Annotated in this window: 10 protein-coding genes and 1 riboswitch; of the genes, 7 read left to right on the top strand and 3 right to left on the bottom strand. The window is 72.9% G+C overall.

The window, feature by feature from the left end:
* Positions 1 to 38: 38 nt before the first annotated feature.
* Positions 39 to 533, top strand: coding sequence for a GyrI-like domain-containing protein (locus ACN261_RS04975; RefSeq protein WP_425848644.1), 495 nt, complete (start codon positions 39 to 41; stop codon positions 531 to 533).
* An 84-nt stretch (positions 534 to 617) separates the two neighbouring features.
* Here ACN261_RS04975 and ACN261_RS04970 read toward each other — a convergent pair whose 3' ends face one another.
* Positions 618 to 1,721, bottom strand: coding sequence for a hypothetical protein (locus ACN261_RS04970; RefSeq protein WP_421484167.1), 1,104 nt, complete (start codon positions 1,719 to 1,721; stop codon positions 618 to 620).
* Between the two features lie 155 nt (positions 1,722 to 1,876).
* Between ACN261_RS04970 and ACN261_RS04965 the strand changes: the two genes are divergently transcribed.
* The 3 genes from ACN261_RS04965 to ACN261_RS04955 all read left to right on the top strand — a co-directional run bounded on the left by ACN261_RS04965 (position 1,877) and on the right by ACN261_RS04955 (position 5,252).
* Positions 1,877 to 2,482: a class I SAM-dependent methyltransferase gene (locus ACN261_RS04965; RefSeq protein WP_421486928.1), complete on the top strand. Its 606-nt coding sequence runs from the start codon at positions 1,877 to 1,879 to the stop codon at positions 2,480 to 2,482.
* 41 nt (positions 2,483 to 2,523) lie between these two features.
* Positions 2,524 to 4,203, top strand: coding sequence for an ABC-F family ATP-binding cassette domain-containing protein (locus tag ACN261_RS04960; RefSeq protein ID WP_421484165.1), 1,680 nt, complete (start codon positions 2,524 to 2,526; stop codon positions 4,201 to 4,203).
* Between the two features lie 86 nt (positions 4,204 to 4,289).
* Positions 4,290 to 5,252, top strand: a complete 963-nt coding sequence (locus ACN261_RS04955) for an aldo/keto reductase (RefSeq protein ID WP_421484164.1) — start codon at positions 4,290 to 4,292, stop codon at positions 5,250 to 5,252.
* Between the two features lie 69 nt (positions 5,253 to 5,321).
* Here the strand turns inward: ACN261_RS04955 and ACN261_RS04950 are convergent, their stop codons facing one another.
* Both ACN261_RS04950 and ACN261_RS04945 read right to left on the bottom strand, forming a co-directional pair.
* Positions 5,322 to 5,864, bottom strand: coding sequence for a hypothetical protein (locus ACN261_RS04950; protein WP_425848640.1), 543 nt, complete (start codon positions 5,862 to 5,864; stop codon positions 5,322 to 5,324).
* 75 nt (positions 5,865 to 5,939) lie between these two features.
* Positions 5,940 to 11,762 carry a ThuA domain-containing protein gene (locus ACN261_RS04945; RefSeq protein ID WP_425848638.1) on the bottom strand — a complete coding sequence of 1,941 codons (5,823 nt, stop codon included), beginning with the start codon at positions 11,760 to 11,762 and terminating at the stop codon, positions 5,940 to 5,942.
* Positions 11,763 to 12,099: 337 nt separating this feature from the next.
* Positions 12,100 to 12,209, top strand: a riboswitch (TPP riboswitch).
* Between ACN261_RS04945 and thiE the strand changes: the two genes are divergently transcribed.
* The 3 genes from thiE to thiS all read left to right on the top strand — a co-directional run bounded on the left by thiE (position 12,204) and on the right by thiS (position 14,105).
* Entirely contained in the window at positions 12,204 to 12,830 is a 627-nt protein-coding gene (gene thiE, locus ACN261_RS04940) for a thiamine phosphate synthase (protein ID WP_421484159.1), read from the top strand. (Overlaps the previous riboswitch by 6 nt.)
* Complete coding sequence (thiO, locus tag ACN261_RS04935) at positions 12,824 to 13,894, top strand: glycine oxidase ThiO (protein WP_425848636.1); 1,071 nt, start codon at positions 12,824 to 12,826, stop codon at positions 13,892 to 13,894. The genes thiE and thiO overlap by 7 nt, the downstream gene beginning before the upstream one ends.
* Positions 13,895 to 13,904: 10 nt before the next feature.
* Positions 13,905 to 14,105 carry a sulfur carrier protein ThiS gene (thiS, locus tag ACN261_RS04930; RefSeq protein WP_421484156.1) on the top strand — a complete coding sequence of 67 codons (201 nt, stop codon included), beginning with the start codon at positions 13,905 to 13,907 and terminating at the stop codon, positions 14,103 to 14,105.
* The last annotated feature ends 3 nt before the right edge of the window (positions 14,106 to 14,108 follow it).

Genomic DNA, 14,108 nt, shown 5'->3' with positions numbered 1-14,108 from the left:
GGCTCAGGTTCCGCCGCAGCGCCGAAGGGAACGAACGCATGGAAACCCGTATCGTCGGCCGTCCCGCATTCCGGCTCGTGGGGCACGCCATCCGGGTTCCCCTGATCCACCGGGGCGTCAACCCGTACATCCAGCGGCACGTCGCGGCGCTGCCGGCGCAGGAGCACCTGCGCCTGAAGACACTCGGTGACGCCGAGCCGGCCGGTCTGCTCGCGGTCTGCGACGACCTCGACGCGGACTACGACGAGGGCAGCGAGCTGACGTACCTGCACGGGGTGGCCGTGTCCCGGTGCACGCCGGTCCCGGCCGACCTGGACGTGATCGAGGTCCCGGCGGGCCGTTGGGTGGTCATCCGGGTCGTGGGGCCGTATCCGCAGATCCTGCAGCGGACCTGGGCGGCTGCCGCGACCGGGTGGTTCCCCTTCAACCCGTGGCGTCTGCGGCCGGGCCCGGAGATCGTCGCGGTGCCCGAGCCGACGGACGACCCCGGCAGTCCGACCCGCGAACTCTGGTTGCCCGTCGAACCGGCGTAGCGACCGGGCACGCCGCCGGCCAGTCCCAGGCCGGCTCCTCAGACGCAGGCCCGGCCGCTCCGGCCGGGCCTGCGTCGCCGGCGGTCAGTCGCCGGGCAGTTCGTCGGTGTCCGGGTCGTCGCCGCGCGGGGAGGCGGTGGGCGTCCGGCGGGTCCCGGCGGACGGGGTGGCCGAGGCGCCGGTGGCCCTGGCGGTGGGCTGGTCCACGCTGACGCCGGCCGCGCGCCGGTCCAGCACCCCCTTGTCCAGGTGCAGCTCGATCAGGTCGTAGATGATCTCGCGGACGTCGCGGTCACCGGCCGGGACGGCACCGGCGTCGTCCCGGGTGACCAGGCAGTAGGCGACGTAGTGGCCGCGTACCTGCCAGGCGACGCGGGCGGCGGCGGTGGCGACCGACTCGGTGTCCTCCCCGGCGGGCATGCCCCGGAACCGGCCACGCCGGTCGTCGAGCAGCGGCCTGATCCGTTCCCGGACGCGTTGCGCGGTGGCCAGGTCGGTCAGGTTGAGCAGGCCGGCGGTGAGCAGGTGGTCGCCGTCGGGGGAGCGCAGGGTGGCCCGGACCACCTGGCTGCAGCCGAGGGTGACCAGCAGGTCGGCGATCTCACCGGTGGCGGCCACGGCGCAGTTCGTGCCGGCCTGGGTCTTGAGCACCTGGTACTCGTGCCGGTCGACGCCGACGACCAGGGTCTTGTCGGGAAAGACCTCCTTGACGGTCAACGGCTGCCGGTCGACGTCCCGGGAGTCCAGCGGACCGGTGGCGGCCTGGTCGGTCGGGGCGGTGCTCGCCGTCGCCGTCGGCGCGGCCCCGCTCTGCGCCGGGTCGTCGGTGGCGGTGCGGTCGATGAGCAGCAGGGCGCCGCCGATGCCGCAGAGGCCGAGCAGCATCAGCACCGCCGCCCCGCCGACGGCGATCTGCCAGAGCCGGCCGCCGCGGGCGTCGCCGGAGCGGCGGGACCGGGACCGCTGCGGCGTGGACGTCGGGGCGGGCACCTGGACGGCGGAGCGGATCGGGACGGGATCGGCCTCCGGCGGCGTCGACCGGGTGGTCCGGGGCAGGGAGGGGGCCGGGAAGCGGGACGGGGAGGGCCCGGCCGGTGCGGTCGGGCCGGGTTGCACCAGCGGCAGGTCCGCCCCGGGCCGCGGGTTCTCCTCAAACGCGTCCTCAGCGGACTCGTACCGATATACCATGTCGCCCAGAGTAGGGTTCATTGCCCCTTTAGGGGATAAAACTAGGAAATACCGCCATGGCGCGTCGGGTCCACCGGACCGTCCACCCCGGTGGCCCGCCGGGCACACCGACCGCCGACGACGGGACCGGTCCGGGCCGGTGGAAGAATGCCCCGGTGACCGGCGACCACTACTTCACCCCGGAGCCCAGTGCCCCGGCCCACCCCCGCGAGGTCGAGTTCCACGTCGCCGGGCGCGACTACACGCTCGTCTCCGCCAGTGGGGTCTTCTCCGCCGCCCGGCTCGACCCCGGCACCGCCGTACTCCTGCGTAAGGCCGAGCTGCCGACCGCCGACACCGGCGGCCACCTGCTCGACATCGGCTCCGGGTTCGGGCCGATCAGCTGCGTGCTGGCCGACCTCGCGCCGGCCGCCACCGTGTGGGCGGTCGACGTCAACGCGCGGGCCCGCGAGCTGACCGCCGCGAACGCCGCCCGTGTCGACGCCGCCGACCGGGTGCACGCGGTCGCCCCGGACGGGGTGCCGGCCGAGGTCACCTTCACCCAGATCTGGTCCAACCCGCCGATCCACATCGGCAAGCCCGAACTGCACGCGCTGCTGCGCCGCTGGCTGCCCCGGCTCGCCCCGGACGGCGTCGGCTGGCTGGTGGTGGCCCGGCACCTCGGCGGCGACTCGCTGCACCGCTGGCTGGGCGACGAGGGATTCACCGTCGTGCGGCAGGCCAGCCAGCGGGGCTACCGGGTGCTGCGGGTCACCAGGTAATCGAGTGTCGCCCGGCCGCACGCCTCGGGCAGGATGCCGACGTGGGATACGTGGACGTGGCAGCGGTCGGGTACATCCTCCCGGACGGTCGGGAACTCTTCGCCGACGTGTCGTTCCGGGTCGGTGAGGGCGCCAAGGTCGCCCTGGTCGGGCCGAACGGCGCCGGCAAGACGACGCTGCTGCGGATGGTCGCCGGTGACCTGCCGGTGCGTACCGGCGTGATCGCCCGATCCGGTGGGCTCGGCGTGATGCGGCAGTTCATCGGCATGATCGGCGACGAGTCGACGCTTGCCGACCTGGCCCTGTCGCTGGCCCCACCGGCGCTGCGCGCGGCCGGCCACCGGCTCGCCGACACCGAACGGGCCATGCGCGAGGCCGAACTGCGCGGCAAGTACAGCACCGCCGCCGGCAAGGCCCAACTGGCGTACGCCGACGCGCTGGCCGCCTGGGGCGAGGCCGGCGGGTACGACGCCGAGGTGCTCTTCGACACCGTCACCACCACCGTGCTCGACCTGCCCTGGGACGCCTCCCGGGACCGCCCGGTGCGCACCCTGTCGGGCGGGCAGCAGAAGCGCTTCGCCCTGGAGCTGCTGCTGCGTGGCCCCGACGAGGTGCTGCTGCTCGACGAGCCGGACAACTTCCTCGACGTGCCCGGCAAACGCTGGCTGGAGCGACGGCTGCGCGAGTCCACCAAGTCGGTGCTCTACGTCTCGCACGACCGGGAACTGCTCGCGCACACCGCCGACCGGGTGGTCGCCGTCGAAGGGGGCAGCGCCTGGGTGCACCCGGGCGGCTTCGCGAGCTGGCACGAAGCCCGTACGGCCCGGCACGCCCGCCTCGACGAGCTGCGCCGCCGCTGGGACGAGGAACACCAGAAGCTGCGCGAGCTGATGCTGATGTACAAGCAGAAGGCCGCGTACAACGACGGTCTCGCCTCCCGCTACCAGGCGGCACAGACCCGGCTGCGCAAGTTCGAGGAGGCCGGGCCGCCGCCCGTACCGCCGAAGGACCAGGACATCCGGATGCGGCTGGCCGGCGGGCGGACCGGCAAGCGCGCGGTGATCTGCGAGCAGCTGGAGCTGGACGGCCTGACCTACCCCTTCGACCTGGAGCTGTGGTACGGCGACCGGGTGGCGGTGCTCGGGGCCAACGGCACCGGCAAGTCGCACTTCCTGCGCCTGCTGGCCCGGGGCGGCACCGACCCCGACCCGGCCAACGGCCCGGTGGACGGGGCCGCCGCGCTGGCCCCGGTGGCGCACGCCGGGGTGGTCCGGCTGGGTGCCCGGGTCCGGCCGGGGCACTTCTCGCAGACCCACGACCGGCCGGAGCTGATGGCGAAGACCCTGGTCGAGGTGCTGTGGCGCGGTGACGAGCACCGGGACGGGATGGACCGGCACGCGGCGATGGCGGCGCTGAGCCGCTACGAGCTGGCCGGCCAGGGCGACCAGCGGTTCGGCACCCTCTCCGGCGGCCAGCAGGCCCGGTTCCTGGTGCTGCTGCTGGAGCTGTCCGGGGCCACCCTGCTGCTGCTCGACGAGCCGACCGACAACCTCGACCTGGCCTCGGCGGAGGCGTTGGAGGCGGGACTGACCGCGTTCGCCGGGACGGTGGTGGCGGTCACCCACGACCGCTGGTTCACCCGCTCGTTCGACAGGTTCGTGCTGTTCCGGGGCGACGGCGACGTGGTGGAGACCCCGGAGCCGGTCTGGGACGTCGGCTGAGCCGGTCGCGCTCACCGTGCGGCGACGACCGCACCCGGTAACCGGGCGCGGTCGTCGCCGGCCGGGGCCGCTCCCGGCGGCATAGGGTGGATCTCGTGACTGAGATGACCTACCGCCGGCTGGGCGACTCCGGGCTCGTGGTGTCCGTGGTCGGCATCGGCTGCAACAACTTCGGCCGCAAGCTCGACATCGACGGCACCCGGGCGGTGGTCGACGCCGCGCTCGACGCCGGGATCACCTTCTTCGACACCGCCGACATCTACGGCGAGCCGCCGGGCGGTTCGGAGGAACTGCTCGGGCAGGCCCTCAAGGGGCGGCGCGACGACGTGGTGCTGGCCACCAAGTTCGGCATGTCGATGGGTGGGCGCAACGGCCGCGACTTCGGGGTGCGCGGCTCCCGGCGGTACGTGGTGCGGGCCGTCGAGGCGTCGCTGCGCCGGCTCGGCACCGACCACATCGACCTGTACCAGCTGCACGAGCCCGACCCGGACACCCCGGTCGACGAGACGCTCGCCGCCCTCGACGACCTGGTCCGTGCCGGCAAGGTGCGCTACCTGGGCAACTCCAACTTCTCCGGCTGGCAGATCGCCGACGCCGACTGGACGGCGAAGACCCGGGGGCTGACCCGGTTCATCAGCGCGCAGAACCACTACAACCTGCTCCACCGGGACGCCGAGGTCGAGATCATCCCGGCCTGCGAGCGGTTCGGCCTCGGACTGCTGCCGTTCTTCCCGCTGGCCAACGGGCTGCTCACCGGCAAGTACCGGCGGGACAGCGCCCCGCCCGCCGGCAGCCGCCTCGCCGGTGGCGGCCGGTACGCCGAGCGGCTCGCCGCCGCCCGCTGGGACACCATCGAGGCGCTGGAGGCGTTTGCCGCGCAGCGGGGGCTGACGTTGCTCCAGGTGGCCATCGGCGGGCTGGCCGCCCGCCCGGCGGTGGCCTCGGTCATCGCCGGTGCCACCACCGCCGAGCAGGTCCGGGCGAACGCCGCCGCCGGCGGTTGGCAGCCCACCGACGACGACCTCGACGCGCTGGACGCCCTGCTCTGAGCAGACCGGCCGGACGCGGTCGGGCCCGGACACCGTCGCGGTGTCCGGGCCCGACCGGTGACGCGGTGCTCAGCCGTCCAGGCCGGCCGGTTCGCCGGGCCCGGGGTGCGCCCGGCGACGCCACCACAGCAGCGCCGACCCGGCGACGACCACCACGGCGAGGCCGCCGGCCAACCACCGCCACCAGACCGTTCCGGCCTCCCGTGCCCCGGCCGCCGGGCGTTCGACGGCGACCGGCGACGGCGACTGGGCCACCCGGGCCTGCACCTGCGCGGTCGCCGTGCTGCCGTACGGCGCGGGGGCGCTGACCGTCACCCGCCAGTCGCCGGGGGAGAGCAGCGGGCCGCTGCTGTAGAAGCCCTGCCCCTCCCCGGACGGCTCGATCTGCACCGGCCCGGCCGTCCGGCCACCCTCGCCCTCGGCGGTCAGGGTGAGCCGGACCGGCTGGTCCAGCCGGTGCCCGTCGGCGTACACGGCCATCACGGTCACCCCGCCGGCACCGTCACCGGCCACCGTAAGCTTGACCTTCCCGCCGTGCGCCGCCGCCGGCCCCGCCGGCAGGGCCACCAGGGCCGCCACGACCAGCGCGGCGAGGGCTCTCAAGCTACGCATCGACGTCTCCCTTCCGATGTGGAGGGGCCGCCCCCACCGTCGGTGTCGACGGTGGGAGCGGCCCCGTGGTGCTCCTTACAGCGAACCGCCCTTGGCGATCCGGGTGGGGTCGGCACCGAGCCGGCCGGCCCCGTCGACCGACTTGTTGTTGTTCGCCTTGACGCCGGCCTTGGTGGCCGCGCCACCGAGCCGGACGATCATGGCGTCGGCGTCACGGACCAGCACGTCCCGCACGTCGGTGTCGGTCACCACCGCGGTGTCGGTGGCCAACGCCTTGAAGGCGGTCAACTGCTGCACCGCCCGCTTGTCGTTGCCCGCCGCCTCGGACTCCCGCACCGCGTCCAGCTTGTTGGACAGCTGACGGTGCGCCTTGGTGGTGAGTCGTCCGGTCGCCTTGAACCGGTCCAGCAGGTTCTGCATGTCCCGGAACGAGGTGGTGACGAAGAACCGGACCGTCGAGGTGGTGGAGTTGCCCGCCTTGTCGGTCGCGGTCACCGTCAGCTCGTGCAGGCCGAGCGGCAGCTCGTACAGCGCCTGCAGGGTGCCGCTGGTGTACGCCCGGCCGTCCAGCACGCCGGAGGTCGTCTTGATGCCGGAGGTCGGGTCGACCGCCTGCCACGAGATCCGGACGTCCTGGCTGTCACCGTAGAGCTGGCCGTCGGCGATGCCGGAGACCAGCAGCGTCGGCTTGGTGCCGTCGATCTTCACGACCGCCGACTTCAGCGCCTCGACGTTGCCGGCGGCGTCGGTGGCCCGGTACAGCAGCTCGTGCGTGCCGTCCCCGGTCACCTCGACCGGCGTGGTGTACGCCGTCCAGGCACCGCCGTCGAGCGACCACTCCAGCTTCTTCACCCCGGAACCGGCGTCGGTGGAGGTGATGACCACCGGGACGGTGCCGTTGTGCCAGCCGTCGTCGTTGGCCGGGGCGAACGACGCCGAGCTGACCGGCGCGGTGGCGTCGATCTTCACGGCGACCTTCTTCGTCGCCTCCACGTTGCCGGCGGCGTCGGTCGAGCGGAACCGCACCTCGTGGGTGCCGTCCCCGGTGACCTGCACCGGCTCGGTGTACGCGGTCCACGTGGTGGCCCCGTCGAGCTGGTACTCGGTGCTCGCCACCCCGCTACCGCCGGCCTCGTCGGTCGCCGCCAGCGTCACGGTGACCGGGCCGGTGTACCAGCCCTCGGTCGGGGTGCCGGAGACGGTGGCCGTGGTCACCGGGGCGGTCGTGTCGGCCGCCTTGGTGGAGAGCCGGAAGTAGTCGAACGAGGCCGTCTTGGAGGTGGCCGCGTTCGCGCCGAGGGTGAACAGACCGATCTTCGGGGTGGCCCCGACGGCGGTGTTCGTCACCGTCTCGAACGTGGTCCACTCCTGCCCGTCCGCCGAGTAGGACCCGGTGAAGACGTCACCGGCCCGGGCGAGGCGCAGGTACCACACCCCCGAGGTCAGGTTGGAGACCTGGGGCTGCGGGTTCTGCGTCACCCCGGCGAGTTCGCCGCGGAACTCGATCCGCCGCGACGGCGTCTGACCCGCCTGGTTGTCCACGATGAAGTCCAACTTGACGTAGTTGTCGTCGTCGGCGTGGACGATCAGACCGGCCTGCTGGTACTGCTCGGCCAGCGCGCTGCCGTCGACCTTCGTCTCCAGGGTCCAGTCGCCGCTCGGCGCGGTCTGGAGGATGAAGTTCGTCGGCCCGGTGTTGCTGGTGCCGTAGATGTCACCCTTCGGCACGTCGATCTTCAGTGCGCCGTCGGCGACCCGGTAGGCGGCCGGGTCCTCCCGGAGCACCGCGTTCCACCGGCACTTGTCGAGCGTGGTGCCGGTGAACTCGTCCGACGGGCTGACCGGGCCGGCCGGGGCGTCCGGCGAGACCAGGAACGAGTCGAACACCGCGTCCACCACCGGGGCGGTGGTGCCGCCGTTGAGGGCGAGCAGACCGATCCGCGGGTTGGTGATGCCGGCCAGCGCGGCGGACCGGCCGACCGGGGTGAACGTGGCACCGTCGGTCGAGAACTGCGCGGTAAGGTTGGTGCCGTCGCTGATCAGCCGCAGCCAGATGGTGTCACCGGCCGGGGCGGCCACGGCGTCCGCCGCGTCGTTGCGCGGAGTCCCGGCGGTCTCCCGGATGAACTCCACCTTGCGCGACCCGCCGTAGAGCAGGTCCACCTTGGCGTAGTTGTCGTCGTCGCCGTAGATCAGCAGGCCGGCCTGCTGGTAGTCGGCGGTGACGGGCACGGTGACCTTCGTGGTGGCCTGCCAGGCCCCGCTGGGTGCGGGCTGGAGCACCAGGTTGGTCGCGTCGTTGCGGGAGCCGTACAGGTCACCGGAGGAGGTGGGCAGCCGCAGCGACCCGCCGGAGACCGAGTAGAGCTGGTTCTCCCGGACCACCGACCAGCGGTCCTTGTCGAGGCTGTTGCCGAGGAACTCGTCCGACCGCGCGCCGAGGCACGTGTTGGTCGGCGCGTCCACCTTGACCGGGACGGTCGCGTAGGACTTCGCGCCCCGCTTGTCCGTCACCGTCAGGGTGGCGGTGAAGGTGCCCGGGGTGGTGTAGGTGTGGGTGGCGTTCAGAGTCGTCGCCGTCCCGCCGTCACCGAAGTCCCAGGCGTACGTCAGCGGGGTGTCACCCTCGGTGTCGGTGGCCGTGCCGGTGAAGGTCACGGTGACCGGCGCGGTGCCGGTCGCCGGGGTGGCGGTGGCCGTCACCTGCGGCGGAGCGTTGTCGGTGACGCCCCGTCCGATGAAGTCCATCCAGTTGACGTTGAACAGCGAACCGGTGCCACCGGCCGGGTCCTTGGCGACGAAGTACAGCGCGCCCTCCGCACCGGCCGTCACCGGCGCGGTCACGTCGACGAACTGCTGCCAGCCGCCCGTGCCGGGCACGGTGGCCGTGGCCACGACCGGTCCGTCGACGGCACCGGCGTGCACGTCGATCCGGCCGCCCTGGACCTCGGAGGCCACCCGGAACCGGATCTGCTCGACCCCGGTCAGGTTGGCCGGGACGAGCGACCACCAGTCGCCGTCCTCGATGAAGCCGATGTTCTGGCCGCCACCGGCGGGGTCGGTGGTGGTCTCCTTCTGCACGCCCGGGTCACCGCCGCCGGTGCTGCCCGGGGCCCGCCCGGTGGCCGTGTAGTACTCGGCCTGCTTGCGCTTGGGCTGGAGGATCTCGATCGCCCGACCGGTCAGCGGGCCGGCGCCGCCGGTGCCGCCGTCGTCGGTGTAGGTGGCCTCGAAGACCGCGAAGACGTTGGCCTCCGCGCCGTGCCCGGACGCCAGCGAGGTCTGCACGGTGCCGGTGCAGCCGGTGTGCTGCTCCAGCGGGTGGGCGTGCTCGTCGTGGCCGAGCAGCACCTGCAGCTGCACCCGGTCACAGTCGACGGTGCCGTCCTCCGGGTCGGTCACCTTGATCGTGTACTTGACCTGGTCGCCCCAGTCGAAGAAACCGCCGCTGGGCGGGAACTCGATGGTCACCGTCGGGGCGGTGTTGCCGACCGTCACCGGCACGTTCGCCACGGCGGTACGGCCCTTGGGGTTGGTCACGGTGAGCTGGGCGGTGTAGTTGCCGGCCGTGGTGTAGGTGTGGGTGGGGTTCGCCTCGGTGGAGGTCTGCCCGTCACCGAACTTCCACGCGTAGGTCAGCGTGCCGCCGTCCGGGTCACGCGACCCGGCGCTGGAGAACGTCACGGTCAGCGGGGCGGCCCCGGAGGTGGGGTCGGCGCTGGCCTCGGCGATGGGCGCCCGGTCACCGGCGGTGTAGTCGATCCGGTAGACCCCGGAGTCGTCGTTGTTGCCGCCGAAGCCGGTGCCCCACTCGATCATGTAGAGCGCGCCGTCCGGACCGAACTCGAAGTCCATCGGGCGGATCATCGGCATGCCGGTGAGCAGCTGGTTGATGTCGATCAGCGTCTTGCCGTCCGCGCTGACCTGCATCGTGTACATCTTCGACTGGTTCCACTCGCCGAGCAGCGCCTTGCCGTCGTAGTACGCCGGCCACTTGCGGGTGGAGTTGCTGTCGGCGTCGTAGCGGTAGACCGGGCCGCCCATCGGGGCGCCACCGCCACCGATCTCGGGGAAGCGCGGGTCGCCCGCGTAGCCGTAGTCCACCGTCGCCGGGACGACCGGCGGCAGGTTGGTCAGGCCGGTGTTGTTCGGCGAGTCGTTGACCGGTGCGGCGCAGTCGAACTTCGCCCCGCTCGGCCCGGACGGGAAGGTGTAGTCGTTGTACGCCCGGTTGTTGCCGACGCAGTACGGCCAGCCGTAGTTGCCGGCCGTGGCGACGATGTTCCACTCCACCAGGCCCTCGGGGCCACGGTTCGGGTTGGCCGCCGAGGCGTCCGGCCCGTAGTCGGCGACGTAGAGGGTGTCGGTCTTCTGGTCGACGCCGATCCGGAACGGGTTACGGAAGCCCATGCCGAAGATCTCGGGACGGGTCTTCGCGGTGCCCGGGGCGAACAGGTTGCCCGCCGGGACGGTGTAGGTGCCGTCGTCCTCCGGGTGGATCCGGATCACCTTGCCGCGCAGGTCGTTGGTGTTGCCGGCGCTGCGCTGCGCGTCGTAGTCCTGGCGACCGGGGCGTTCGTCGATCGGGGTGAACGCGTTCGACTCGAACGGGTTGGTGTTGTCGCCGGTGGCGAGGTAGAGGTTGCCCTGCGAGTCGAAGGTCATGCTGCCGCCGGCGTGGCAGCAGGTGTTGCGCTGGGTGTCGACCTGCAGCACGACCTTCTCGGTGGCCTTGTCGATGGTGTCACCGTTGACGGTGAACCGGGACAGGTAGTTGCGCGGGGCGCCACCGGCCGGTGCGTAGTACAGGTAGATCCACTTGTTGGTGGCGAAGTCCGGGTCGAGGCGCAACCCGAGCAGGCCGTCCTCGTTGCCGGTGAACACGTCCAGCCGGGTCGCGGTGACCGTGTTGCCGGTGTCCGGCTTGACGATCTGCACCCGGCCGTCGCGCTCGGCGTAGAACACCCGGCCGTCCGGAGCGATGTCCAGCTCCATCGGGTTGTTGGTGTTGCTGTCGAGGGTGACCTTCTCGAAGTTCGAGGTCTTGGTGGCGCCGCAGTCGGCGTTCTCGACCCCGGCCGCGGTGCGGATGCCGCCGAGCAGGTGGCTGAGGAACTCCGGCTCGGTGTACGACGCCTGGGTGTGACCGCCGCCGGTGTACCAGGAGCGACCGCCGTCGTAGTCCTGGCACCAGGCGGTGGGGTGGTCCGCGCCCATCGCGCCGGCACCCGGGCTGTAGGACTTCTCGTCCAGGCTGGCCAGCACGTGCACCTTGGAGCGCGGGTTGGTGCGGAAGTTGTACCACTCGTCGAACCGGGACCAGCGGTCCGGCAGGTCGGCCGTCGACGGGTGCGCGTGGTCCTCGACCTTGACGGTGGCCTGCTGGTTGGCCGGGTGGCCGGAGAAGTACGCACCGACCAGGTTGCCGTACCAGGCCCAGTCGTACTCGGTGTCGGAGGCGGCGTGCACGCCCGCGTAGCCGCCGCCGGCCTTGATGTAGCGCTCGAACGCGGCCTGCTGGGTGGCGTCGAGCACGTCACCGGTGGTGGAGAGCCAGATGACCGCCTGGTACTTGGCCAGGTTGGTGTCGTTGAAGGCGGCTCCGTCCTCGGTGGTGTCGACGGTGAAGCCGTTCTCGGTGCCGAGCTTCTGGATCGCGGCGATGCCGGCCGGGATGGCGTCGTGCCGGAATCCGGCGGTCTTGGAGAAGACCAGGACCGAGAACGGTTCGGCGGCGGCTGCCGCTGCCGGCGCGGGTGCGGCCTGGGGCCGGGCCTGCGCGACGGGAGCGGCCTGGGCGGCGGTGCCGCCGATCAGGCCGCTGGCGAGTAGGGAGAGGGCCAGTAGACCGGCACCCAGTGGACCGCGACGTGCGCGGCGATGGCGGGATGGAGACACTCCATGCTCCTTTTGTCCGCGTTGGACAGTGGTGGGGGCATGGGGACGACTCGCCGCAGACCGTCCCCGGTCGGATCGGTGTGGGCCCGCCGAGGTCCGCACCGGTGGCGATCAGGTACGGGCCACGCCGAGGCTCCGCACCGGAATAATGTCGATCGGTTGAACAAATTAGCGCCGCTGGATTGGTTTCCGGCAAGGCATGAGCATGTAACGATTCGGTATCGGCGACTCGCTTTTCCGGCTTATGTGGATACAAGCCCAAAACAGTAGGCATCGATGGTCCTGGATCAATCTAACACCCCTTGGCGGATCAGCGGATCTGTCGTACGGTCACAGGCACGTGACCCACGGGAGCCCGGTACACCGGGCTGAGAGGGGGGCTGGGAGCCCCCGACCGTCGAACCTGATCCGGGTAATGCCGGCGCAGGGAGGAGAGTTGCCGTGCCGTCCCTCGGCCGACTGCATCTGATCACCGACACCCGCCCCGGGTGCGACCCGCTCGCCGTCGTACGGGCCGCCCTCCCGGTGGCCCGCGCCGACCTCGTCGTCCAGGTCCGGGTGACCGACCACACCACCGACCGGCAGGCGTACGACCTGGCCCGACGGGTGCGCGAGCAGTGTGCCCCGTACGGGGCCACCTGCCTGGTCAACGACCGGCTGCACGTCGCCCTCGCGGTGGACGCCCACGGCGGCCACGTCGGCGCGGACGACCTGCCCGTCGCGGCGGCCCGCCGGGTCCTCGGCCACGCCGCCGTGCTCGGCGCGACCGCCCGGGAACCGGTCGCCGCCGCCCGGGCCGTCGCCGCCGGGGCCAGCTACCTGGGCGTCGGCCCGTGCCACCCGACCGCCACCAAGACCGGCCTGCCCGACCCGATCGGCCCCGCCGGCATCCGCGCCGTCGTCGCGGCCGTCGACGTGCCGGTCATCGCCATCGGCGGGGTCACCGTCGCCACGGTGCCGGCGCTGCGGGCCGCCGGGGCGTACGGGGTGGCGGTGGTCGGGGCGCTGTCCACCGCCGCCGACCCGGGCCGGGCCACCGCCGAACTGATCGCGGCGCTGACGTGCTGACCCGGCCCGACGTCGCCATCGTGGGCGCGGGGCCGGTCGGATTGGCGATCGCCTGGCGCTGCGCCACCCGGGGCCTGCGGGTGGCCGTGCACGACCCGGCCCCCGGCTCCGGCGCGTCCCGGGTCGCCGCCGGAATGCTCGCCCCCGTCGCCGAGGCGTACTTCGGGGAACGGGAACTGACCGGGCTGCTCACCGCGTCCGCCGCCCGCTGGCCGGGCTTCGCCGCCGAACTGACCGAAGCCACCGGAACGGAGTTCGGCTACCGCACCGACGGCACCCTCGTCGTCGGGCTGACCGGGGACGACCTGGCCGAGGCACGCCGGCTCTGGTCGTACCAGCAGGGGTTGGGGCTGCCGATCAGCGCGCTGCGCCCGTCGCAGCTACGGGAGCGCGAACCGGCGCTGACCCCCCGGCTGCGCGGCGGGGCGGTCGCCCCCGGCGACCACCAGGTCGACCCGCGCCGGCTGGTCGACGCGCTACGGGCCGCCGCCGGACGGGCCGGCGCGACCCTGCTGCCCGGCGCGGTGACCCGACTGGCCGAGGTGGACGCGCCGGTCGTCGTGGTCGCCGCCGGCTGCGGCGCCGCCGCGCTGACCGGGCTACCGGTCCGCCCGGTCAAGGGCCAGGTGCTGCGGCTGCGCGCGCCCGACCACCGCCCGCCCGGCTTCCGGCACGTCATCCGGGGGTACGCCGACGGCGAGTCGGTCTACCTCGTCCCCCGTGACGACGGCGAGGTGGTGCTCGGGGCGACCGTCGAGGAACGCACCGACACCGAGGTGACCACCGGGGCGGTGCTGCGGCTGCTCCGGGCCGCCGTCGACCTCGTCCCCGAACTCGCCGAGTACGCGCTGACCGAGGCGACCGCCGGGCTGCGCCCCGGCACCCCGGACAACGCGCCGATCCTCGGCCCGCTGCCCGGCCGGCCCGGCGTGCTCGCCGCCACCGGCCACCACCGGCACGGCATCGTGCTCACCCCGGTCACCGCCGACCTGATCACCGACCTGATCGTCACCGGTCAGCCGGACCCCCTGCTCACCCCCTTCACCGCCGACCGGTTCCACTGAGGAGGAAGACGTGCGACTGATCGTCAACGGCGTCGGACGCGAGCTGGCCGGCGGCACGACCGTCGCGGACCTGGTCGCCACGGTCACCGGGCAGCGGCGCGGCCTCGCCGTCGCGGTCAACGGCGAGGTGGTCCCCCGGGGCGGCTGGCCGGCGACCGAGCTGCGCGACGGCGACCGGGTCGAGGTGCTCAGCGCTGCCCAGGGCGGGTGACCC

It is taken from the genome of Micromonospora sp. WMMD723 (assembly GCF_049863385.1).
Classification (GTDB): Bacteria; Actinomycetota; Actinomycetes; order Mycobacteriales; family Micromonosporaceae; genus Micromonospora; species Micromonospora wenchangensis.
This window is presented reverse-complemented; position numbering and strand designations above follow the sequence as displayed.

Bases quoted from the DNA above. Each gene is read 5' to 3' on its own strand.
- ACN261_RS04975 (WP_425848644.1), top strand. From the start codon at position 39: ATGGAAACCCGTATCGTCGGCCGTCCCGCATTCCGGCTCGTGGGGCAC.
- ACN261_RS04970 (WP_421484167.1), bottom strand. From the start codon at position 1,721: ATGGTATATCGGTACGAGTCCGCTGAGGACGCGTTTGAGGAGAACCCG.
- ACN261_RS04950 (WP_425848640.1), bottom strand. From the start codon at position 5,864: ATGCGTAGCTTGAGAGCCCTCGCCGCGCTGGTCGTGGCGGCCCTGGTG.